Annotated in this window: 16 protein-coding genes; all 16 read right to left on the minus strand. The window is 70.8% G+C overall.

Going from position 1 to position 22,508, the window contains the following annotated elements:
* Window positions 1–7 precede the first annotated feature (7 nt).
* On the minus strand, window positions 8–1,291 hold the full coding sequence (locus ACZ7LT_RS04030) for a nucleotide sugar dehydrogenase (RefSeq protein ID WP_471233866.1): 1,284 nt from the start codon (window positions 1,289–1,291) through the stop codon (window positions 8–10).
* Window positions 1,292–1,298: 7 nt separating this feature from the next.
* Window positions 1,299–2,924 carry a glycosyltransferase gene (locus tag ACZ7LT_RS04035; protein ID WP_471233867.1) on the minus strand — a complete coding sequence of 542 codons (1,626 nt, stop codon included), beginning with the start codon at window positions 2,922–2,924 and terminating at the stop codon, window positions 1,299–1,301.
* The gene (locus ACZ7LT_RS04040; protein WP_471233869.1) at window positions 2,921–3,946 is read right to left on the minus strand and encodes a Gfo/Idh/MocA family protein; all 1,026 of its coding nucleotides are present in this window, start codon (window positions 3,944–3,946) and stop codon (window positions 2,921–2,923) included. The genes ACZ7LT_RS04035 and ACZ7LT_RS04040 overlap by 4 nt, the downstream gene beginning before the upstream one ends.
* Window positions 3,943–5,061 carry a DegT/DnrJ/EryC1/StrS family aminotransferase gene (locus ACZ7LT_RS04045; RefSeq protein ID WP_471233872.1) on the minus strand — a complete coding sequence of 373 codons (1,119 nt, stop codon included), beginning with the start codon at window positions 5,059–5,061 and terminating at the stop codon, window positions 3,943–3,945. Before ACZ7LT_RS04045 ends, ACZ7LT_RS04040 begins: the two co-directional genes overlap by 4 nt.
* A 334-nt stretch (window positions 5,062–5,395) precedes the next feature.
* Window positions 5,396–9,274 carry an Rne/Rng family ribonuclease gene (locus ACZ7LT_RS04050; protein WP_471233873.1) on the minus strand — a complete coding sequence of 1,293 codons (3,879 nt, stop codon included), beginning with the start codon at window positions 9,272–9,274 and terminating at the stop codon, window positions 5,396–5,398.
* 235 nt (window positions 9,275–9,509) lie between these two features.
* Complete coding sequence (locus ACZ7LT_RS04055) at window positions 9,510–10,286, minus strand: TIGR03936 family radical SAM-associated protein (protein WP_471233875.1); 777 nt, start codon at window positions 10,284–10,286, stop codon at window positions 9,510–9,512.
* A gap of 124 nt (window positions 10,287–10,410) precedes the next feature.
* Window positions 10,411–11,538: a hypothetical protein gene (locus ACZ7LT_RS04060; RefSeq protein WP_471233876.1), complete on the minus strand. Its 1,128-nt coding sequence runs from the start codon at window positions 11,536–11,538 to the stop codon at window positions 10,411–10,413.
* Between the two features lie 69 nt (window positions 11,539–11,607).
* Window positions 11,608–13,536, minus strand: a complete 1,929-nt coding sequence (locus tag ACZ7LT_RS04065) for a TIGR03960 family B12-binding radical SAM protein (protein ID WP_471233878.1) — start codon at window positions 13,534–13,536, stop codon at window positions 11,608–11,610.
* Window positions 13,537–13,587: 51 nt separating this feature from the next.
* A complete protein-coding gene (locus tag ACZ7LT_RS04070; protein WP_471233881.1) occupies window positions 13,588–15,123 on the minus strand; it encodes a CYTH and CHAD domain-containing protein in 1,536 nt (511 codons plus the stop codon).
* Between the two features lie 41 nt (window positions 15,124–15,164).
* Window positions 15,165–16,364: a rod shape-determining protein RodA gene (gene rodA, locus ACZ7LT_RS04075; protein WP_471233883.1), complete on the minus strand. Its 1,200-nt coding sequence runs from the start codon at window positions 16,362–16,364 to the stop codon at window positions 15,165–15,167.
* Between the two features lie 3 nt (window positions 16,365–16,367).
* Window positions 16,368–18,554, minus strand: a complete 2,187-nt coding sequence (gene mrdA / locus ACZ7LT_RS04080) for a penicillin-binding protein 2 (RefSeq protein WP_471233886.1) — start codon at window positions 18,552–18,554, stop codon at window positions 16,368–16,370.
* Window positions 18,555–18,573: 19 nt separating this feature from the next.
* Window positions 18,574–19,239, minus strand: a complete 666-nt coding sequence (mreD, locus tag ACZ7LT_RS04085) for a rod shape-determining protein MreD (RefSeq protein WP_471233889.1) — start codon at window positions 19,237–19,239, stop codon at window positions 18,574–18,576.
* Between the two features lie 8 nt (window positions 19,240–19,247).
* Entirely contained in the window at window positions 19,248–20,213 is a 966-nt protein-coding gene (mreC, locus tag ACZ7LT_RS04090; RefSeq protein ID WP_471233892.1) for a rod shape-determining protein MreC, read from the minus strand.
* A gap of 137 nt (window positions 20,214–20,350) precedes the next feature.
* Window positions 20,351–21,370, minus strand: coding sequence for a rod shape-determining protein (locus tag ACZ7LT_RS04095; RefSeq protein ID WP_019886273.1), 1,020 nt, complete (start codon window positions 21,368–21,370; stop codon window positions 20,351–20,353).
* Between the two features lie 274 nt (window positions 21,371–21,644).
* Window positions 21,645–22,058, minus strand: a complete 414-nt coding sequence (ndk, locus tag ACZ7LT_RS04100) for a nucleoside-diphosphate kinase (protein ID WP_189204452.1) — start codon at window positions 22,056–22,058, stop codon at window positions 21,645–21,647.
* A 78-nt stretch (window positions 22,059–22,136) separates the two neighbouring features.
* Window positions 22,137–22,505, minus strand: a complete 369-nt coding sequence (locus tag ACZ7LT_RS04105) for a DUF4233 domain-containing protein (RefSeq protein WP_471233898.1) — start codon at window positions 22,503–22,505, stop codon at window positions 22,137–22,139.
* Window positions 22,506–22,508 lie beyond the last annotated feature (3 nt).

The following is a 22,508-nucleotide window of genomic DNA, read 5'->3' on the forward strand; positions in this document are numbered from 1 at the left end:
GGAAGCGTCAGCCACCGATGACGACGCGTCGGACACCGGTCCAGCGCTCCGGGTCCGTGGTGCGGCGGCCGTCGACGAGGACGGTGACGTCCGGCAGGTCGGAGGCGGCCAGTTCGCGGTACTCGGCGTGGTCGGCCTGGAGGATGGCGGCGGTGACCTTCTCGCCCTGGTGCGGGGTGAGGCCGTGCGCGGCCAGCTCCTCCGAGGTGTACATCGGGTCGGAGACGTACGGGACCGCGCCGCGGGCCTTGAGCGCCTCGACGGTGCCGAAGACGCCGGAGAAGGCGGTCTCCTTGACGCCACCGCGGTAGGCGGCGCCCAGCACCAGCACGTTCACGTCCTTGAGGTCGCCGTAGGCGGCGGCCAGCAGGTCGACGGCGTACTCGGGCATGGCGGCGTTGGCCTCGCGGGCCGAGCGCACGACGGTGGCCTCCGGGTCGTTCCACAGGTACATCCGCGGGTAGATCGGGATGCAGTGGCCGCCGACGGCGATGCCGGGCTGGTGGATGTGGCTGTAGGGCTGCGAGTTGCAGGCCTCGATGACCTTCTTGACGTCGATGCCGTTCTTGTCGGCGAACCGGGCGAACTGGTTCGCCAGACCGATGTTGACGTCGCGGTAGGTGGTCTCGGCGAGCTTGGCGAGCTCGGAGGCCTCGGCGGTGCCGAGGTCCCAGACGCCGTTCGGCTGCGGGAGGTCCTCGCGCGCGTCGAAGTCGAGGACCTGCTCGTAGAACTCCACACCGCGCTTGGTCGAGGCCTCGTCGATACCGCCGACGAGCTTGGGGTAGCGGCGCAGGTCGGCGAAGACGCGGCCGGTGAGCACGCGCTCCGGGGAGAAGACGAGGTGGAAGTCCTCGCCGGCCTTCAGGCCGGAGCCCTCCTCCAGCATCGGCGCCCAGCGGGTGCGGGTGGTGCCCACGGGCAGGGTGGTCTCGTACGAGACGAGGGTGCCGGGCTTGAGGCCCTTGGCGATCGCCTTGGTCGCGGCGTCCATCCAGCCGAAGTCCGGGGTGCCCTCGGCGTCGACGAAGAGCGGCACGACGACGACGACGGCGTCGGACTCGGCGACGGCGGCGGCGGTGTCGGTGGTGGCGGAGAGCAGCCCGGCGCCGACGGTCTCCTTCAGGAGACGGTCGAGGTCGAACTCACCGGGGAAGGGCTCGGTGCCGGCGTTGACCAGCTCGACGACCTTTTCGTTGACGTCGGCGCCGATCACCCGGTGGCCCTTGGCGGCGAACTGGACGGCGAGCGGCAGTCCGATCTTTCCGAGAGCGACTACGCAGATGTTCATGGGGTGATTACTTCCTCTTGGAGCCGGTCAGCAGGGATCGCAGGCGCGAGCCCCAATTCTTGTTGGGCGGATACAGCGGGCCGGTGGCGACGACGACGCGGCCCTTGGCGTTGACCTGCGCCGCCACCCGGTAGGGGTCGTCGACCCGCCAGCGGCGGGCCAGCGGCAGCGGGTGCTCCTCGCCGCGTACGGGGATCTCGTACGTCCAGCCGCCCGCGTCGAGCGAGACCCGCAGGCCGAGGGTGGCCTTGCGGCGCTTGAGCGGGATCCGGGCCCGGACCACGGTGGCGTCGCCGTCGGGGGTTGTCTCACGGGTGAACTCGCCGACCGGGGCCGGAAGTTCCTCGTGCTTGCCGAGCCGCCGGGCGCCCGCCTTGTCGGTGGAGTTCGGCATCGCGCGGTCGGCGAGCCGGACGACGGCGGACGAGGTGTCGCCGACGACCGGGACCCGGACGGAGACGTCCAGCGCGAACGCGTCGCCGTCCTGGTGCCAGGCCATGGAGCCGAGTTCGGTGCCGGGGCCGAACCGCCCGACGAGGGTGCCGAGCAGTTCGAAGCTGGAGTCGGGGATGTCGTAGCGCGAGTCCCGGAAGCCCGGGTACAGGGCGTAGGCGTGGTCCCCGTCGAGGAGCGTGGGCGGCAGGTCGCCGGCCGTGTCCCGCTCGACCAGTTCGGTCAGCGACTGCGTGCGGCCGGCGAACACCCAGCGGAACCGGAGCCGTTCGGGGACGGTCAGCCGGTGCTCGAAGCGGTCGAAGGAGGAGCCGTAGTACTCCTCCATGAACTCCGCGGTGGCGCGGACGCACTCCTCGCGGCGCTCGGGGGTCTCGGCGAGGAAGTTCTCGCCGAAGATCCACGCCAGGTCGACCTTGAGGAGCCGGATCGCGAAGGCGTCGTACAGATCGCCGGGGCCGGACAGCTCGTGCAGCCGGTCCAGGGCGCGCTTGCACACCTTGAGCCGGTTCTCGAACCGGGCCCGATAGGTGATGTTGCTGTCGTCGTCGCGCCGGACCGCGTAGTAGCAGTCGTAGTCGGCGACGACGGAGACGGTCTTGGCGTGGACGTACGCCTCAAGGGTGAACGGCATGTCGCAGCTGACCGGGAGGTCCTCCGCGTAGCGCATGCCGTGCTTCTCGATCAGCGCGCGCCGGTACATCTTGGTATTGGAGATCGCGTAGAGGGCGCCGGAGCCGATCAGCGGGATGCTGTTCTCGGTCGTACGGAACACCGCACGCGGAATCGAACGGTTGCCGACGGCCACCATCTTGCCGAGAACGACGTCGGAGTCGTTCTTGTCGGCCATACGGACCATCCGCTCGAGCGCTTCGCGGCCCAGATAGTCGTCCGAGCCGACGAAGAACACATATCGGCCGGTCGCCTGGGAAAGCGCGACATTGTTCGGACGGGCCGGTCCCCCGGAATTCTCCTGGTGGATCACCTTGAAGCTGCCGGGGTACCGGGCCGCGAAGCGGTCGAGCTCCTTCCCGCTGTCGTCGGTGGAACCGTCGTTCACAGCGATGATCTCGAGACGGTCGAGCCCGATGCTCTGCCCGACGAGTGATTCGAGGCACTCGGTCAGGGCGGGCATCGTGTTGTAGACGGCCACGACCACCGTGACAGCGGGTTCGGTCAAAGGGTCACACCCTCGGCATCCGTGTCGGGCTTCAGGCTCACGGACAGACCGGTGGAGGCGGACTCCAGCACCGCCGCGGCGACCTCCACCGTACGCAGGCCCTGGCGCAGGGTGCAGATGTCGTGCGACTTGCCGAGCACCGCGTCCCGGAAGAGCTCGTGCTCGACGAGGAGCGGCTCACGCTTCGGGATGGCGTAACGGATCATGTCGCCCTCGGAGACGCCACGGAACGCCTGGAGCGCCTCCCACTCGGTGGCCTGGGCGGCGTTCGAGTAGAAGGTGAGGTCGGCGGTGAGGGTGTCGGCGATGAAGCAGCCGCGCTCGCCGGTGACGGAGGTGAATCGCTCCTTCAGCGGGCTCAGCCAGTTCACCAGGTGGTTCACCATCGTGCCGTCGCTGAGGCGGCCGACGGCGGAGACCATGTCCTCGTGCGGACGGCCGCTCTTGTGCACGGTGTGGGCGGCGATGGAGGTGTACTCCTGGCCGGTCACCCAGGCGGTGAGGTCGATGTCGTGGGTGGCGAGGTCCTTGACCACGCCGACATCGGCGATGCGGTGCGGGAAGGGACCCTGGCGGCGGGTGACGACCTGGTAGACGTCGCCGAGCTCGCCGGCCTCCAGGCGGGTGCGCAGCGAGCGCAGCGCCGGGTTGCACCGCTCGATGTGGCCGACACCGGCCACCAGCGAGCGCGACTCGAAGGCCTCGACGAGCCGGCGGGCACCCTCGACGGTGTCCGCGACCGGCTTCTCGATGAGGGCGCCGATACCGGCCTCGGCCAGCTTCAGGCCGACTTCCTCGTGCAGCGCGGTCGGGCAGGCCACCACGGCGTAGTCGATGCCGAGCGCGATGAGCTCCTCGACCGTCGACAGCACGGGGGCGCCCTGGGCCCAGCCGTTCGTGTCGCCCATCGGGTCGACGACACCGACGAGCGTCACGCCCTCCAGGCTCGCGAGCACACGGGCGTGGTGGCGTCCCATGGAGCCGAGGCCGATGAGGCCGGCTCGCAGTCCAGCGGCAGTCACAGGTTCTCTCCCAGCGCGTTCACGGCGGTGACGATGCGCTCAAGGTCGTTCTGGGTCAGCGAGGGGTGCACCGGCAGGGAGACGACCTCGGCGGCCGCCTTCTCGGTCTCCGGCAGGTCCCAGTTGCGACCGGCCTTCTGGTCCGGCTCCCAGTAGGGCTTCAGACGGTGGATCGGCGTCGGGTAGTACACGGCGTTGCCGATACCGGCCTCGGTGAGCTTGGCCATCGCGGCGTCACGGTCGCCCAGCACACGGATCGTGTACTGGTGGTAGATGTGACGCGCGCCCTCGGCGACGATCGGCGTGACGACGTTCTCGGCGGTGATGTGCTCCGAGAGGTACGCGGCGTTGGCGATGCGCTGCTCGGTCCAGCCGCCGAGCTTGCCGAGCTGCACGCGGCCGATGGCGGCGTTGACGTCGGTCATCCGCATGTTGGCGCCGACGATCTCGTTGGCGTAGCGCTGCTCCATGCCCTGGTTGCGCAGCAGGCGCAGGGTGCGGGCGACCTCGGCGTCGGCCGTGGAGATCATGCCGCCCTCGAGGGAGTGCATGTTCTTCGTCGGGTAGAAGCTGAAGGTGCCGCCGGAGCCGAAGGCGCCGACGGGGGTGCCGTGCAGAGCGGCGGCGTGCGCCTGGCAGGCGTCCTCGACCACGGCGAGCTTGTGCTTGTCGGCGATCGCCATGATCTTGTCCATGGCGGCCGGGTTGCCGTAGATGTGCACCGGCATGATCGCGGCGGTGCGCGGCGTGATCGCGGCCTCGACGGCGGCCGGGTCGATGTTGAAGCTGTCGGCCTCGATGTCGACGAAGACGGCGTCGGCGCCGACGAGCCGGACGGCGTTGGCCGAGGCGGCGAACGAGAACGACGGGACGATCACCTCGTCACCCGGGCCGATGTTCAGCGCCATCAGAAGGAGGTGCAGCGCGGAGGTACCGGAGTTGACGGCGACGCAGTGACGGCCGTCGACCAGCTCCGAGAATCCCTCCTCGAACGCGGCCACCTCGGGGCCCTGTACGACGCGGCCCGTGCGCAGTACGCGTACGGCCGCTTCGATCTCTTCTTCACCGATGACCGGGCGGGCAGCGGGGATGGGCTGCTCGTTGATGCTCGGCATTGGACGTCCTCCTTGAACACCGCAAGAGCTCTATATGGCAGAGGTCAGGGGTGCGGCGGACGTCATAACGAGGCCGCGCGTACCCCTCCGGCGCGATGCCGACGCCCTACCGAGGAATGCTGGGACCGGCGTGTCCCGGATCCGGGTCGGTCACCGACCGTAGTCTCCGGGCGGGGCCCGCCCACGGCAGCGACCGGCGTCACATTATCAGCAATTTCCTAGGCAATTTCGGGGCAGTTAACGGCCCCAGGCATCAATTCCGAAACGAAACCCGTGTTCCACCCCGACTACCCGGGGTGGAACACGGATCGTTCAGCCGATCCTCACCGGCTGTTCAGCTTTCCGTGACCGCCGTCACGGACGGCGACGACTGCTGCTCTGCCGCGGAAGTCTTGGCGGATGCCGAGGCCTTCTTGGCGGTCGTCTTCTTCGCCGCGGTCTTCTTGGCCGCCGTCTTCTTGGTGGCGGCCTTCTTCGCCGTGGCCTTCTTGGCGGTCTTGCGGGCCGTCTTCTTGGCCGGCGCGGCCTCCTCGGCCGGCTCGGCCGCGGGCTCCGCGACCGGCTCCGCGGCCGTGGCGGACACCACGACGACGGCCGCCTCCTCGGCACCGGCCGGCGAACCGGCGGGCGCGGTGGCCTTGCGAACCACCCGGCGACGGGCGCGCGGCGGGGCGGCCACGGGGGCCTCCTCCGTCACGGCCGGCTCCGGCGCGGCGACCGGCTCGGCGGCCTGCGGCTCCACGGCGGGGACCACGGTCTCCGCCTCGGCCTCGGCCTCGGCCTCGGCCGCCGGCTTCGGCGAACCGGCCGGGGCCGTCGCCTTACGGGTGGCGCGGCGACGGGTCCGGGCCGGGGCCGCGGGCTCCTCCGCCACGGCCGCCAGCTGCTCGGGCTCGGCGACGACCGACTCGGCCTCGGCCTCCACGGCCACCGGCTCGGGCTCCGCGACGACGGGCTCCGGCGCCACGGTCCGCTTCGGCGCACCCGCCGGGGCGGTCGCCTTGCGGGACGCCCGACGACGGCCACGGCCACGGGTGGCCGCGGCCTCCGCCTCGGCCGCGGAGCTGTAGAGCTCCTCGTCCGGTACAAACTCGGGCTCGGCGAGGGCGATCGGCTCGGCGATCTCGGCCGCCACCTCCGCCTCGGTCTCGACGGCCTCGACCTCGGGCTCAAGGGCCTCGGGGTGCTCGTGGACGTGCTCGCCGCCACGGGCCCGCTTCTTGGCCCGCTTGCCGTTGCCGCCGCCACCGGGGGCGGTCGGCTGCTCCATGTGCACGATCACGCCACGGCCGTTGCAGTGGACGCAGGTCTCGGAGAAGGACTCCAGCAGGCCCTGGCCGACCCGCTTACGGGTCATCTGGACCAGGCCCAGCGAGGTGACCTCGGCCACCTGGTGCTTCGTACGGTCACGGCCCAGGCACTCGAGCAGTCGCCGCAGCACGAGGTCGCGGTTGGACTCCAGGACCATGTCGATGAAGTCGATGACGACGATGCCACCGAGGTCACGCAGCCGCAGCTGACGGACGATCTCCTCGGCCGCCTCCAGGTTGTTCCTGGTGACGGTCTCCTCGAGGTTGCCGCCCTGGCCGGTGAACTTTCCGGTGTTGACGTCGACGACGATCATCGCCTCGGTCTTGTCGATCACCAGCGAACCGCCGGACGGCAGCCAGACCTTGCGGTCCAGCGCCTTCATCAGCTGCTCGTCGATGCGGTACGTCGCGAAGACGTCGACCTCGCTCGTCCACCGGGACAGGCGGTCGGCCAGGTCCGGCGCGACGTGCGCCACATAGCCGTGGATGGTCTCCCAGGCCTCGTCACCGCTGACGATGACCTTCGAGAAGTCCTCGTTGAAGATGTCGCGGACGACCCGGACGGTCATGTCCGGCTCACCGTAGAGAAGGGTCGGGGCGTTGCCGCTCTTCGCCTTCTTCTGGATCTCCTCCCACTGCGCCTGGAGCCGCTCGACGTCACGGCGCAGCTCGTCCTCGCTCGCGCCCTCGGCGGCGGTGCGCACGATGACGCCCGCGTCCTCGGGGACGATCTTCTTGAGGATGGTCTTCAGACGCGCCCGCTCGGTGTCCGGAAGCTTGCGGCTGATGCCGGTCATCGAGCCCTCGGGGACGTACACGAGGTAGCGGCCCGGCAGGGAGACCTGGCTGGTCAGACGCGCGCCCTTGTGGCCGATCGGGTCCTTGGTGACCTGCACCAGGACCGACTGGCCGGACTTGAGGGCGGTCTCGATCCGGCGCGGGCCGTTGGCCAGGCCCAGCGCCTCGAAGTTGACCTCACCGGCGTACAGGACGGCGTTGCGGCCCTTGCCGATGTCGACGAAGGCGGCCTCCATCGACGGCAGGACGTTCTGCACCTTGCCCAGGTAGACGTTGCCGACGTACGAGGTCGACTGCTCCTTGTTGACGTAGTGCTCGACGAGGACGTTGTCCTCGAGGACGCCGATCTGGGTGCGCTCGCCGCTCTGGCGGACGACCATCACCCGCTCGACGGCCTCACGGCGGGCCAGGAACTCGGCCTCGGTGATGATCGGGACGCGGCGGCGGCCCTGCTCGCGGCCTTCGCGGCGGCGCTGCTTCTTCGCCTCCAGACGGGTCGAGCCCTTGATGGACTGGACCTCGTCGGACGGCTCGGCCTTCTCGCGGGCCGGGCGGGGCTCGCGGACCTTGACGACCGTCCGGACGCCGTCCTCCTCGCCCGCCTCGGCCTCGACCACACCGTCACCGGAGCGACGACGACGGCGGCGGCGACGGCGGGAGCTGCTGGTGCCGGCGGCCGAGGGGGTCTCGCCCTCGTGGTCCTCGGGCTCCTCCTCTTCCTCTTCCTCGTCCTCGGCGCCCTCGACGGCCTCGGCGCCCATCTCGTCGGTCTCGTCGGTCTCGTCGGCCTCGACGGGCTCGCCGCGACGGCGACGGCGGCCGCCCCGGCGACGGCGGCGCGAGGGACGGTCCTCGTACTCGTCGCCCTCCTCGCCCTCGGCGGCCTCGGCCTCCTCGGGCTCCTCCTCGGCCTCGACGGGCTCGGCGACGCGCTCGGCGGGCTCGGCGGGCTCGCCACGGCGGCGGCGACGGCGACGCGGACGCTCGGCCGGCGCCTCGACCACGGCCTCGGCCTCAACCTCGACGGTCTCTTCTTCCTCCTCGACCTCGGCCTCAACCTCGGCGGCCCGGGCGGCGGCGGCCGCGGCGGCGGTCTCCGGCGTCTGGAACATCGGCTCGGTGAAGACCGGTGCCTGGAAGACGGCCACAGCGGGCCGGGCGGCACGGCGGCCACGGGACGGCTCGGCGGCCTTGGCGGGCTCGGCGGTGAACTCGGGCGCGCTGGCCCGGCGGCGGGAGCGGCCACGGGTGGCGGCCTTCTCCGCGGCGGCGACCTCGGCCTCGTCGGAGGTGATCTGCTCGACGGTGCCGGCGGGCAGGGCGCCCGCCTCGGCGACCGGCTCGGCGGCCTCTTCGGCCTGCGGCGCCGGAGCGGCGGTCTTGCGGGTGGCCCGGCGACGCGTACGGGCGGCCGGAGCGGCCTCCTCGGCGGCGGGCTCCTCGACCGTCTCCTCCGCCTGGGGCGCGGGGGCGGTGGCCTTACGGGTCGCACGGCGACGCGTACGGGGAGCCGGAGCGGCCTCCTCGGCGGCGGGCTCCTCGACCGGGGCCTCGGCGACCGGCTCGGCGACGGCCGGGACGACGATCTCCTCGGCGGCGGCCTCGGCCTTCGGGGACCCGGCGGCGGCGGTGGCCCGGCGGCGGGCACGGGGGGCGGGGGCGGCGGCCTCGACGGCGGCCTCCTCCGCGGAGGTCACGGCGACCGGCGCGGCGGCGGCCTCCTCGGCCTGCGCGGCGGCGGTGGCCTTACGGGTCGCGCGGCGACGCGGGCGCGCCGGGGCGGCCGGGGCCTCCTCGACGATCTCCACGGCGGGCGCGGCCTCGGCCGTCTCCTCCGCCTGGGCCGCCGCGGCGGTGGCCTTACGGGTCGCGCGGCGGCGCGTACGGGGAGCCGGAGCGGCCTCGGCGGCGGGCTCCTCGGCAGGCACCTCGGCGGCCGGGGCGGGGGTCTCGGTGATGGTTTCGGCGACGGCCGTGTCGGCGGTCACCGGCGGGCCCGCGGGGCGGGACGCCGCGCGGCGCCGGCGGCGCGGCGGCAGCGTGTCGCTGGGGCTGTTGTTGTCGTTGTCCTCGGCAGTGATGCCGGGTTCGGTCGGTCCGAGCATGCGGGCGGTTCTCCCGTCACGCTCCCGGGCGCCGCGCCGGATTCCGGTCCGGCGGCACGATCGCGTCGGTGACGCGGTGCCGCCGTCCGGGGCGCGGGCGCCGCACGGGAGCTCAATGTCTGGCTCGCCGGTTCCGTACGCGATGTACGCACGGCCTGGCGAAAGTCTTCTGGTCTGTGCGCGGCCCGACCCAGGTGGCTCCCGAGTACCAGGGCTGCGCTACGACGACCGCTCCCTACACGGAACCGACGTCCGGCGCCGTCGCTGAGGCGGTCGCGGCGGCCGTGGGTGAAGCGGCCGTGACTGCCTCGCGGTCGGGCGCGAGCGGGTCGGTCACCGTGCCGGACTCCTCGTCGAAGAGCCCCTGCGCCAGCCTGGTCACCGCTGCGGGGACCGGCGGCGCCAGGTCGGCCACAGCTCGGAGACCGGACAGGACGTCGTCGGGTCGTACGGCAGGTGTCACGTGCCGAACAACCAGCCGCAGTATCGCACAGGGCTCCTGCCCTGGCCTATCAGCCGGGGAATCGGCCCGCAGGTCGGCAACGGCACCGCGGGCGTCGAAGGTCCGCATGCCGTTCTTGGTCTTGCGCTGGACCTCGACCGCCTCGGCGGCGAGGAAGGCGCCGACGGCGCGCTCGGCGTCGGCGGGATCGACCCCGTCGAGCCGCAGCTCCCACACGGAGGCGGTGAGCCGGTCGGCGAGGCCTGACGTACGGGCCTCGACCGCGTCGGTGATGTCGAGCCCGTCCGGCAGGGACTCGTCGAGCAGCTCACGGAGCTTGTCCGGGTCACGCGCCTCGGTGAGGGCGATCTCCAGGTACTCGGCCTCGGAGCCGGTGCCGGTGGGTGCGGCGTTCGCGTACGACACCTTGGGGTGCGGGGTGAAGCCCGCCGAGTACGCCATGGGCACCTCGGCGCGGCGCAGCGCGCGCTCGAAGGCGCGCTGGAAGTCGCGGTGGCTGGTGAACCGGAGGCGGCCGCGCTTGGTGTAGCGCAGTCGGATGCGCTGCACCGCCGGTGCGGGCGGCGGGCCTTCGGGCTGTCGCTTGCCCAGTGGTTCTTCTCCTCGGTGCGGGGCGGGCGCGGGGGGCGCGCCGCCCTCGGGACTGCGGTGGCCCCGGCCCGCGCCGCCCGGCTCATCCCCGCTTGTGCAGGGAGATCACGGGCGTCGGCGCCGGTCCTGGGGCGTTGCTTGTACTACCCAGAGTACGCGCAGGGGCCACCGCCGGTTCCACAGGCTCGGTGGGCCGTCCTCCACCGACGAGCGCGCGCCACGCGTCACGCCGGGCCTGCCGGACGGTCTCCCGTACGGACCCGAGGGCGTTCCGGGCAGCCCGTCCGGCCTCGACGGCGGCCTTGCGGGCGGGGGCCCAGAGGGTGTCGCGGACGAAGTGGCCGACGGGTGTGAGGAGGGTGCGGTAGCACCAGCTGACCGGTCGCCCGACGAGGGTCCAGGCGAGCCATTTGAGGAACCGCCCGACCGCCCGGGAGACGTACCCGGCGACACGCCAGCAGACCTGAACGGCGTCGACGATCTCCCGCCCGAGGAACCGGAGGGCGTGTCCGAGGGGGGTGAGGATGTGGCGGTAGAGCCACACGGCGGGGAGCGCGATCCCGTACCGGGCGAGCGGGACGAGGACGTACCGCCAGAGTCCGACCCATGGCCACACGAACACGGCCCGGGCTAGCCACAGCAGGCCGCGGCCGAGGGGGGTGAGAACCCAGCGGTACAGCCAGACCGCGGGGACCGCGATCCCGTACCGGGCCAGCGGGACGAGGACGTACCGCCACAGCGCGCGCAGCGGCCAGACGATCAGGGTGGCGATCAGGAAGCCGGCGGCGACGCCGAGGGCCGTGGCGAGCGGGGTGAAGACGTGGCGGTACAGCCAGACCACCGGGATCACGAGGCCGTACCGGACAATCGGCACGACCACGTGACGCCAGAGCCATACCCACGGCCACACGAACACCGCCCGGGCGAGCCACAGCAGGCCGTGGCCAAGCGGGGTGAGCACCCAGCGGTAGAGCCAGGCCGCCGGGATCGCGAGGAGGTAGCGGTACAGGGCGCTCAGGGCGGTGGCGAGGGCGCGGCCCGCAGGGCGGAGGAGGATCCGGTCGAGGGTCTTCGCCGTGACGACGAGGACGTCCCAGACCATCCGGACCGGGACGACGAACACCAGCACCACGATCCGGACCGGAATCCTTACGGCGGCCGTCAGGCAGCCTTCCGGGTGGGGCGGCGGCGCGGGCTTGTCGATCTCCATGCTGGAGATGACGCAACGGCCCGGCCTGGGGTTCTCCCCCGGCCGGGCCGTTGCACGGACGTTATGCGGCTACTTCTTGACCGTGAGCGGCAGCAGCTTCTTGCCGGTCGGGCCGATCTGGATGTCGAGGCCGAGCTGCGGGCAGACGCCACAGTCGAAGCACGGCGTCCAGCGGCAGTCCTCGACCTCGGTCTCGTCCAGCGCGTCCTGCCAGTCCTCCCAGAGCCAGTCCTTGTCGAGACCGGAGTCCAGGTGGTCCCAGGGCAGGACCTCCTCGTAGGTGCGCTCGCGCGTCGTGTACCAGTCGACGTCGACGCCCATGGACGGCAGCGTCTTCTCGGCGCACGCCATCCAGCGGTCGTACGAGAAGTGCTCACGCCAGCCGTCGAAGCGGCCGCCGTCCTCGTACACCGCGCGGATGACCGCGCCGATACGGCGGTCGCCACGCGAGAGCAGGCCCTCGACGATGCCGGGCTTGCCGTCGTGGTAGCGGAAGCCGATCGAGCGGCCGTACTTCTTGTCGCCGCGGATCTTGTCCCGGAGCTTCTCCAGGCGCGCGTCCGTCTCCTCGGCCGACAGCTGCGGCGCCCACTGGAAGGGCGTGTGCGGCTTGGGCACGAAGCCGCCGATCGACACCGTGCAGCGGATGTCGTTGGAGCCGGAGACCTCGCGGCCCTTCTGGATGACGTTCATCGCCATGTCGGCGATCTGGAGGACGTCGTCGTCGGTCTCGGTGGGCAGACCGCACATGAAGTACAGCTTCACCTGGCGCCAGCCGTTGCCGTACGCGGTGGCGACCGTGCGGATCAGGTCCTCCTCCGAGACCATCTTGTTGATGACCTTGCGCATGCGCTCGGAGCCGCCCTCGGGGGCGAAGGTGAGACCGGACCGACGGCCGTTGCGGGTCAGCTCGTTGGCCAGGTCGACGTTGAAGGCGTCGACGCGGGTGGACGGGAGGGACAGACCGATCTTGTCCTCCTCGTACCGGTCGGCCAGACCCTTCGCGATGTCACCGATCTCGGAGTGGTCGGCCGAGGACAGCGACAGCAGGCCGACCTCCTCGAAGCCGGTCGCCTTGAGACCACGGTCGACCATCTCGCCGATGCCGGTGATGCTTCGCTCCCGCACGGGGCGCGTGATCATGCCGGCCTGGCAGAAACGGCAGCCGCGGGTGCAGCCGCGGAAGATCTCGACGGACATCCGCTCGTGGACGGTCTCGGCGAGCGGGACCAGCGGCTGCTTGGGGTAGGGCCACTCGTCGAGGTCCATGACGGTGTGCTTGGACACGCGCCACGGCACGCCGGAGCGGTTCGGCACGACACGGGCGATACGACCGTCGGGCAGGTACTCGACGTCGTAGAAGCCCGGGACGTAGATGTTGCCGGTCTTCGCGAGGCGGAAGAGGACCTCCTCGCGGCCGCCCGGCCGGCCCTCCGCCTTCCAGGCGCGGATGATCTCGGTCATGTCGAGGACGGCCTGTTCGCCGTCGCCGATGACCGCCGCGTCGATGAACTCCGCGATCGGCTCGGGGTTGAAGGCCGCGTGGCCGCCCGCGAGGACGATCGGGTCGTCGAGGGTGCGGTTCTTCGCCTCCAGCGGGATGCCGGCGAGGTCGAGCGCGGTGAGCATGTTGGTGTAGCCGAGCTCGGTGGAGAAGCTGAGCCCGAAGACGTCGAACGCCTTCACGGGGCGGTGGCTGTCGACCGTGAACTGCGGCACCTTGTGCTCACGCATCAGCTCTTCGAGGTCCGGCCAGACGCTGTACGTACGCTCGGCGAGCACGCCCTCGCGCTCGTTCAGTACCTCGTAGAGGATCATGACGCCCTGGTTGGGCAGACCGACCTCGTACGCGTCCGGGTACATCAGTGCCCAGCGGACGTCGCACTCGTTCCATGGCTTGACCGTGGAGTTCAGCTCGCCGCCGACGTACTGGATCGGCTTCTGCACGTGCGGGAGCAGAGCTTCGAGCTGCGGGAAGACAGACTCGGCAGCAGACATCTCGAACCTTCGTGAGCTGGCAGGGGGCGACTCTCAAGCGTACCCCGACGCTCAGTGGCCCAGAGCCGCCCGAAGTCCGGGGGCGCTTGCCCGTGCCCAGACCTCCGGCAGCTCGCGCTCCTGCGCCGCGCCCGCCGCCTCCTCGCGTCCGTACAGCAGCCCCCAGGTGAACGTGGACTCGCCGGCCGCGTGGGCCTGGATGGCGAGGGTGCGCAGGGTGTCGCGGGCCACCACGCTGTCCTGGTGGTCGCCGAGGAGGCTCTGGACGGCCTTCACGCGTTTCGCGAAGCGTTTGGCGGGCTTGCCGAGGGCCGGCCGGGCGGCCTCCCCCGCGTATCGGGCCCGCTTCGCGGCCTTGCGGGCCTCGTGCAGGGCGAGGTCCCGCTCGTGGCCCGGGGGCAGGGCGAAGGCGTGGTCGACGCGGCGGGCCAGCCGGTCGTAGTCCTTGAGGACGGCCTTGGTCAGGACGGTGTCCGGGTCGCCCGCGGCGCCCTTCAGCAGGGGCGGGTCGGTCAGCAGCCGGTCGAGGGTGGCAAGGAGGGCCAGGTGGCGCTCGGAGTCGAGCGCGGTCAGCGCCCGGCGCCGGGCTCCGCTCTCCTGCGCGGCGCTCCAGATCCGCAGGCGGGCGCGGACGGGGCCGAGGGTGAGGGTGCGGGGCAGCTCGTCGAGGCGGCCGCGCAGCCGTTCGGCGAGGACTTCCTGGTCACGGGCGACGCCGAGTTCTCCGGCGAGCCATTTCAGCTCGTCGCCGATGGGGTCGGTGTGCTGCCGGTCGAGGACCTTGCGGAAGGTCTTGAAGGCGCTGCGCAGGCGGCGGGTGGCGACGCGCATTTGGTGGACGGAGTCGGGCAGGTCGCGGCGGACGGCGGGGTCGAGGCGGATGATCGCCTCGATCTGTTCGCGTATGTAGGCGAGGACGACGGCGCCGGCGGTGCCGTCGTGGACGGGCGGTGCGGGCTCGGTGGCGCCCTGGGCGTCCGCTCCGGTCTCCTTCAGGGCCCGGGCCAGTTTGGAGGGCGCGGCCGAGGACCGTATGCCGGCCTTCTTGAGGCGTTTCTCGATCGCGTCGAGGACCGAGGGGTCCGCCTGGTCGGCCAGTTCGACCTCAATCTCGGTCCAGGCGGCCTCGGGCGTCTTGCCTGCGCCGTCGGTGAGGCGCTCGGCGTGGACGGTGTCGACGGAGACCTCGGCGAGCAGGGCGCCGTGGTCGTCGAGGAGGTGGCGGACGTCCCGGGAGGAGCGCAGGCGTACGACGGGGACGAGTGCGTCGTCGCGGATACGGGAGCGGAGCAGGGCCGCCAGGGAGGGCGGCAGGGTCGGGCCGAGGGGGGCCTGGATCTCGTCGCGGACGCCGGTGTCGACGGGGAGTTTGAGGTGCCAGCCGGCGTCCGCGCCGCCGGTTCTGCGGCGCAGCGTGACGGAGTCGGCGGCCAGTCGCAGTCCGGGCGTGTCGTAGTAGACCGCGTCGAGTTCGGCGACGCCCTTGGTCTCCACAGTCGCGACCGCCCCGACCCGGGTGAGGTCCGGCACCCGGGTCTCCGGGGTGGCTTCGTACTTCCGCTCGATCTCGCGTTTCGTATCCGCCATGAATCGAATCTAGACGGGAATTGAACGCCGCGGCAGGGGGCCTAGGCCGTTATCGGTCGCTGCACCCTGATCGACTGGAGCAGTCCGATCGCCACCCAGACGGCGAACATGGAGGAGCCGCCGTACGAGACGAACGGCAGCGGCAGTCCGGCGACCGGCATGATGCCGAGGGTCATGCCGATGTTCTCGAAGGACTGGAAGGCGAACCAGGCGATGATGCCGGCGGCGACGATCGTGCCGTACAGCTCGGTGGTCTCGCGGGCGATCCGGCCGGCCCGCCACAGGACGATGCCGAGCAGCGCGAGGATCAGTCCGGCGCCGAGGAAGCCGAGCTCCTCGCCGGCGACGGTGAAGATGAAGTCGGTCTGCTGTTCGGGGACGAACTGGCCGGTGGTCTGGTGGCCGTTGAACAGTCCGGCGCCGTAGAGGCCGCCGGAGCCGATGGCGATGCGTGCCTGGTTGGTGTTGTAGCCGACGCCGGCCGGGTCGAGTTCGGGGTTGGCGAAGGCGGCGAAGCGGTTGATCTGGTATTCGTCGAGAACGCCGAGTGCGGCGACGAGGGCGGCCCCGGTGATGCCGGCGCCGATCAGGCCGAGCACCCAGCGGTTGGAGGCGCCGGAGGCGAGCAGGACGCCGAGCACGATGACGGCCATGACCATGACCGAGCCGAGGTCGGGCATCAGCATGACGATCGCCATGGGCAGGGCGGCGAAGAAGAGGGACTTGGCGACCGTGCGGTGGTCGGGGTGGATCAGATCGCCCGCGTCGACCCGGGCGGCCAGCAGCATCGCCATCACCAGAATGATCGTGATCTTCACGAATTCGGACGGCTGGAGCGAGAATCCGCCGCCGATGACGATCCAGGCGTGGGCGCCGTTGATGGTGGCGCCGAGCGGGGTGAGGACGGCGAGGATCAGCAGCACGGAGATGCCGTAGAGGACCGGTACGGCCCCGCGCAGGGTGCGGTGGCCGAGCCAGATGGTGCCGATCATCAGGACGAGTCCGATGCCGGTGTTGAGGATGTGGCGGTAGAGGAAGTACTGCGGGTCGCCCTGGTTCAGCTCGGTGCGTCCGCGGGTCGCGGACCAGACGAGCAGCGCCCCGATGAAGGAGAGGGCGAGCGAGGACAGGAGCAGGGGCCAGTCGAGCCTGCGCAGCACGGAGTCGCGCGCGGTGAGCTTGGCCAGCGTGCCGCGTTCGGGGGCGTAGCGCGAGACGGAGAAGCCGTGGGGTCCGGTCATGGTTCAGTCCCTCCAGACGGGAGGCGGGCCCGCGAGCTGCTGCTGTCCGTCGCTCTTCCCGGGGTCGACGAGCTGTTCCCTGGGGTCGTACGGCTTGACCGTCGGCGCGTCGATGGAGCCGTCGGGCTGGATCTTCGGCAGGTCCTTCTGCGGCTGCGGCAGCAGGGCGCGCTTGAGGTCCTGGTTGCCTTCGTCGTCGAGGCCGTAGAGGGCGTCGTAGATGTTGCGCACCGCGGGGCCGGAGGCGCCGGAGCCCGTACCACCCTGGGAGATCGTCATGACGATCGTGTAGTCGTCGGTGTAGGTGGCGAACCAGGAGGTGGTCTGCTTGCCGTAGACCTGGGCGGTGCCGGTCTTGGCCCGCATCGGGATCTTGTCCTGCGGCCAGCCGCCGAACCGCCAGGCGGCGGTGCCGCCGGGCTCGACGACGGAGCGCAGGCCCTTGTCGATGTCGCTGATGGTCTGGGCGTCGATCGGCAGCCTGCCGTGGGCCTTGGGCTTGATCTCCTGGATCCTCTTGCCGTCGGGGCTGATCACGGCCTTGCCGATGGTGGGGTTGTAGAGGGTGCCGCCGTTGCTGATGGCGGCGTAGGCGGTGGCCAGCTGGATGGGGGTGATGAGCACGTCACCCTGGCCGATGGCGAAGTTGATGCTGTCGAAGGCCTTCAGCTGGTTGCCTTCGAGGCAGCTCTCGTAGGCGATCTGCTCGACGTAGGTGCCGCCCTTCTTGCCCTGCTTGCACCAGGCGTCCTTGTTCGCCTCCCAGAAGCTCTTCTTCCACTGGCGGTCCGGGATGCGGCCGCTGACCTCGTTCGGCAGGTCGATCTTGGTCTCGGCGCCGAAGCCGAAGTCGTGGGCGGTGCGGTAGAACCAGTCGTGGGCGTCCTTCTTCGGCTTTATTCCGCCGTCACGCTGCCACTCCTGGTGGCCCAGGCGGTAGAAGACGGTGTTGCAGGAGAACTTGAGCGCGTCGCCGAGGGTGATGGGGCCGTGTCCCCGTGACTCGAAGTTCGCGAAGCTGCGGTTGCCCATGCTGTAGGAGCTGCTGCAGTTGTAGCGGTCGTTGAAGTCGTAGCCCGCGCGCACGGCCGCGCTCGCCGACACCACCTTGAAGACGGAGCCGGCCGGCGCCTGGCCCTGGATGGCCCGGTTGAGCAGCGGGTAGTTGGACTTCTTGTCGGTGAGCTGGGCGTACTCCTTGCCGGAGATACCGCCGATCCAGGCGTTGGGGTCGTAGTCGGGCTGGGAGGCCATCGCGACGACACGGCCGGTCTTGGACTCCAGGACCACGACGGCGCCCGCGTCGGCCTCGTACTTACGGCCGGTGATCTTGTCCGTCTCGTCCCGGACGGTCTTCATCGCCTGGTTCAGCTCGTACTCGGCGACGCCCTGGACCCGGGCGTCGATGCTGGTGACGAGGTCGGAGCCGGGGATGCCCGGGTCCGACTCGGTCTGGCCCATGACGCGGCCGAGCTTGTCGACCTCGTAGCGGGTGACGCCCGCCTTGCCGCGCAACGCCTTGTCGTACGTACGTTCAAGACCGGAGCGGCCGACCTGGTCGGAGCGGAGGAACGGCGAGTCGGTGTCCTTGGCCTTCTCGATCTCCTCGTCGGTGACGGGCGAGAGGTAGCCGAGGACCTGCGAGGTCTTGGCGCTGCCGGGGGCGGCGTAGCGGCGTACGGCGGTGGGTTCGGCGGTGATGCCGGGGAAGTTCTCGGAACTCTCCCGGATCGTCAGCGCCTGCTGGGTGGTGGCCTCGTCGGTGACCGGGATGGGCTGGTAGGGCGAGCCGTTCCAGCAGGGCTGCGGCGTCTGGGAGTCGCAGAGCCGGACCTTGTCCATGACGTCCTTGGGCTTCATGCCGAGGACGCCGGCGAGCCGGGTGAGGACGGCCTTGCCGTCGTCCTTCATCTTCATCAGCTCGGTGCGGGAGGCGGAGACGACGAGCCGGGTCTCGTTGTCGGCGAGGGGGACGCCTCGCGCATCGAGGATGGAGCCGCGCACGGCGGGCTGGACGACCTGCTGGACGTGGTTGCTCCTGGCCTCCGCCGTGTACTCGTCGCCGTTGCGGACCTGGAGGTACCAGAGCCGTCCGCCGAGGGTGAGCAGCAGGGAGAAGACCAGGACCTGGATGATGATGAGCCGGATCTGGACCCGGGGGGTCCGCCCGGTCTCCGGGATGTTGCTCATGCTGCGGTTGCCCCCTCGGTCACAGTCGCTTGATTCCCTTGATCCGTCCGGCGCGGGACGCTCTGGAGCGGGCCGCCTTCACCCGCAGTCCGCCGCGCTGGCGGCCGATGCGCAGTCCGGTGCCGGAGGAGAGCCAGCCCGAGGAGACGTCGGTGGCGGTCGGGGTGGCCTCGGCGAGCGGGTCGCTCTCGGCGCGCCGGGCGAGGGCCATGATGAACGGCACCGTGAACGGCGCGAGGAGCAGGTCGTAGACGACGGCGGTGAACAGCAGCGAGCCGAGGCCGACATGGCGGGCGGCGGTGTCGCCGACCAGGGCGCCGACGCCCGCGTACAGCAGCGTGGAGCCGATCGCGGCGACGACGACGCCGACCATGGGGCCGGTGGCGGACCTGATCTGCCCGTTCTCGGGGCGCACGAGGCCGGCGAGGTAGCCGATGACGCAGAGGACCAGGGCGTAGCGGCCGAGCGCGTGGTCGGCGGGCGGGGCGAGGTCGGCGAGGAGGCCGGCGCCGAAGCCGATCAGGGCGCCGCTGACGTGTCCGTAGACGAAGGCGAGGCCGAGGACGGTGAGCAGGACCAGGTCGGGGACGGCGCCCGGGAGCTGGAGGCGGGCCAGCACGGAGACCTGGACGACGAGGGCGACGACGATGAGGGTGCTGGAGAGCAGGATCCGGTTGAATCGCATGGCGCGTACTACTCCCCGTCGTTCTGGCCGTTGCCCGGCTCTTGCTGTCCCTGGCCTTCGGTGCTGGCGGTCGGGCTCGGCGTCACGGTGACCGTGACGGTCGGCGCGGGCTTGGGCCGTTCGGGCAGCACCATGTCGCGGGGGTCCTCGCGGGGCGGCTGGACGACGACGCCGACGATGTCGAGCTTGGAGAAGCCGACGTACGGGCGTACGTAGAGGTTTCGGGTGAGGCCGCCGCCCGCGGGGTCGACGCGGACGACCTCGCCGACCGGGACGCCGGGCACGAACGGCTTGTCGCCGTGGGAGCCGAAGGTGACGAGCCGGTCGCCGGGCTTCACCTTGGCCTTGCCGTTGAGGAGCTGGACGAGCAGGGGCCGGTCGCCCTGGCCGGTGGCGAAGCCGAGTTCGTCGCTCTTCTCCAGGCGGGTGCCGACGGTGAAGTCGGGGTCGCTGGCGAGGAGTACGGTCGCGGTGGACGGGCCGACGGTGGTGACCCGGCCGACGAGTCCGGCGCCGTTGAGGACAGTCATGTCGCGCTTGATGCCGTCGTTGGCGCCGGCGTCGATGGTGACGGTCCAGGAGAAGCCCTGCGCGGATCCTATGGCGATGACTTCGGCGGCCTTGATGCCGTACTGGCCCGCGCCGGCCTTCTTGAGCATGCCGTCGAGCTCGCGCAGGCGGCTGCGGTTGCGGTCGTCGCTGCCGAGCTTGACCTTGAGGGCGGCGTTCTCACGCTCCAGCGCGGCGATCCGGGTGTGGCGCTCGCCGGAGTCGCGTACGGCTCCTATGGCGTTGCCGATCGGGTCGACGGCTGCCGCGACGCCGTTCTCGACCGGTCCGAAGACCGTGGCGGCGGCCTGCCGGGCGCCGTCGACCGGTGACTCCTCGCCGCCGCGGATGTCCACCGTGATCAGTGCGAACGCGATGGCGATCAGCAGCACCAGGAGCAGCCGGCTCTCTCGTGTGTCCCTCACGTGCGGCGGCCGTGCCTTCCTCGTTGGAATGTGCGGTTTGTAGCGTTTATTTGTTTTTGGGCGTGATACCAACGATCCCCAGTACGGGCGGGGGTGCCACCCGTACTGGGGTCGCCGGAAGGATCGTTGAGGATCCGTTATCGGCGGGGCTGGGCGTCCAGCACCTGCTGGAGCGCCTCGAACTCCTCCACGCACTTGCCGGAGCCGAGCGCCACCGAGTCCAGGGGGTCCTCGGCGATGTGGATCGGCATGCCCGTCTCGCGGCGGAGCCGCTCGTCGAGGCCGCGCAGCAGAGCGCCGCCACCCGTGAGAACGATGCCGCGGTCCATCACGTCACCCGAGAGCTCCGGCGGGCACTTGTCGAGGGTCGTCTTGACCGCGTCGACGATGGCGTTGACCGGCTCCTCGATGGCCTTGCGGACCTCGGCGGCGGAGATGACCACGGTCTTGGGCAGACCGGAGACCAGGTCACGACCGCGGATCTCGGTGTGCTCGTCCTGTTCGAGGTCGTACGCCGAACCGATGGTGATCTTGATCTGTTCGGCGGTCCGCTCACCGAGGAGGAGCGAGTACTCCTTCTTGATGTGCTGGATGATCGCGTTGTCGAGCTCGTCGCCGGCCACCCGGATGGACTGTGCCGTGACGATTCCGCCGAGGGAGATGACGGCGACCTCGGTGGTGCCGCCACCGATGTCGACGACCATGTTGCCGGTGGCCTCGTGGACGGGGAGGCCCGAGCCGATGGCCGCGGCCATGGGCTCCTCGATGATGTGCACCTGACGGGCGCCGGCCTGGGTCGACGCCTCGATGACGGCGCGGCGCTCGACGCCGGTGATGCCGGAGGGCACGCAGACGACGACCCGCGGACGGGCCAGATAGCGGCGCTTGTGGATCTTGAGGATGAAGTAGCGGAGCATCCGCTCGGTGATCTCGAAGTCGGCGATCACGCCGTCCTTCAGCGGCCGGACGGCAACGATGTTGCCCGGCGTCCGGCCGATCATCTTCTTCGCCTCGGCGCCGACCGCCAGGATGCCGCCGGTGTTGGTGTTGATCGCGACGACGGACGGCTCGTTCAGGACGATGCCCCGCCCCCTGACGTACACCAGCGTGTTGGCGGTCCCGAGGTCGACAGCCATGTCACGGCCGATGAACGACATTGAGTTCCCCTTGTTTCCCATGAGGATGCGTCGGGCCTTCCCAAATCGAGCGTTGACGGCTTCTCAGGTCGGCGAGGTGGGTTCGAGGTGACTGCTGTGGCGTGGAGGCTTCCATCGTAGTGCCGCCTCCACGGATACGGCGCGGTGGTCCACCTCTGTATAGGTGACGTGGTGTTGCGGCGATGCGTTCCCGGTCCACGCGTTCCTACACCGAGGGGCGACCGAAATTCCTTCGGTCGCCCCAGGTCGCGGGCTCTGTTCGGCTGACGCCAGGTCAGGAAAGGCCGGGGAAGAAAATCTTCAGTTCCCGAATGGCGGACTCCTCGGAGTCCGAGGCGTGGATGAGGTTCTCGCGGACGATGGTGCCGAAGTCGCCGCGGATGGAGCCGGGCGCGGCGGCGATCGGGTCGGTGGGGCCGGCGAGCTGGCGCACGCCCTCGATGACCCGCTCACCCTCGACGACGAGCGCGACGACCGGGCCCGACTGCATGAACTCCATCAGCGGCTCGTAGAACGGCCGGCCGACGTGCTCGGCGTAGTGCGTCTCCAGCGTCTCGCGGTCGAGCCGGCGGAGCTCCAGGGCGGTGATCTGCCAGCCGGCCTTGCGCTCGATACGGCCGACGATCTCGCCGACCAGGCCGCGGCGTACGGCGTCGGGCTTGAGCAGGACGAGCGTGCGCTGGCTCACGGGGGAACTCCTTCATATACGGATGCGGGACCTGCGCGGGCAGGGACTCAGAGGCTACAGGGCATACGCCGGCGCTGATTACGCAGCGTCAGGCCCTGGGGTGCTCTGACCGGATCCGTGCGCCGCGGCCCAGTCGGCCTTCACCTGGTCGACCCGTCGGCCGTAGTGGACCGACGCCCACCACAGGACCGCGAAGACCGCGCCGAGGAAGAACATCACCGGGATCACAAACCCGCTGGCGATCAGCCCGAGCTGCAGGGCCCAGCCCAGCTGCACCCCACCCGGACGGGTGATCATGCCGCAGAGCAGCACCGACAGCAACATGCCGATGCCGCAGACCGTCCACACCGTGGACATGGCCAGCGTGTCGTCCTTCATGGCGACCAGACCGGCGAAGCCGATCACGAAGAACTCGCCGATCAGGGTGGATGCACAGAGCGTACGCATCGG

It is taken from the genome of Streptomyces sp. NPDC039465, assembly GCF_055639315.1.

What these genes read in the sequence shown, in the direction of transcription:
- mreD (WP_471233889.1), bottom strand. Translation starts at nt 19,239, where the DNA reads ATGCGATTCAACCGGATCCTGCTCTCCAGCACCCTCATCGTCGTCGCC.
- ACZ7LT_RS04105 (WP_471233898.1), bottom strand. Translation starts at nt 22,505, where the DNA reads ATGCGTACGCTCTGTGCATCCACCCTGATCGGCGAGTTCTTCGTGATC.
- rodA (WP_471233883.1), bottom strand. Translation starts at nt 16,364, where the DNA reads ATGACCGGACCCCACGGCTTCTCCGTCTCGCGCTACGCCCCCGAACGC.
- ACZ7LT_RS04095 (WP_019886273.1), bottom strand. Translation starts at nt 21,370, where the DNA reads ATGTCGTTCATCGGCCGTGACATGGCTGTCGACCTCGGGACCGCCAAC.
- ACZ7LT_RS04050 (WP_471233873.1), bottom strand. Translation starts at nt 9,274, where the DNA reads ATGCTCGGACCGACCGAACCCGGCATCACTGCCGAGGACAACGACAAC.
- ACZ7LT_RS04060 (WP_471233876.1), bottom strand. Translation starts at nt 11,538, where the DNA reads ATGGAGATCGACAAGCCCGCGCCGCCGCCCCACCCGGAAGGCTGCCTG.
- mrdA (WP_471233886.1), bottom strand. Translation starts at nt 18,554, where the DNA reads ATGAGCAACATCCCGGAGACCGGGCGGACCCCCCGGGTCCAGATCCGG.
- ACZ7LT_RS04070 (WP_471233881.1), bottom strand. Translation starts at nt 15,123, where the DNA reads ATGGCGGATACGAAACGCGAGATCGAGCGGAAGTACGAAGCCACCCCG.
- ACZ7LT_RS04030 (WP_471233866.1), bottom strand. Translation starts at nt 1,291, where the DNA reads ATGAACATCTGCGTAGTCGCTCTCGGAAAGATCGGACTGCCGCTCGCC.
- ACZ7LT_RS04065 (WP_471233878.1), bottom strand. Translation starts at nt 13,536, where the DNA reads ATGTCTGCTGCCGAGTCTGTCTTCCCGCAGCTCGAAGCTCTGCTCCCG.
- ACZ7LT_RS04045 (WP_471233872.1), bottom strand. Translation starts at nt 5,061, where the DNA reads ATGCCGAGCATCAACGAGCAGCCCATCCCCGCTGCCCGCCCGGTCATC.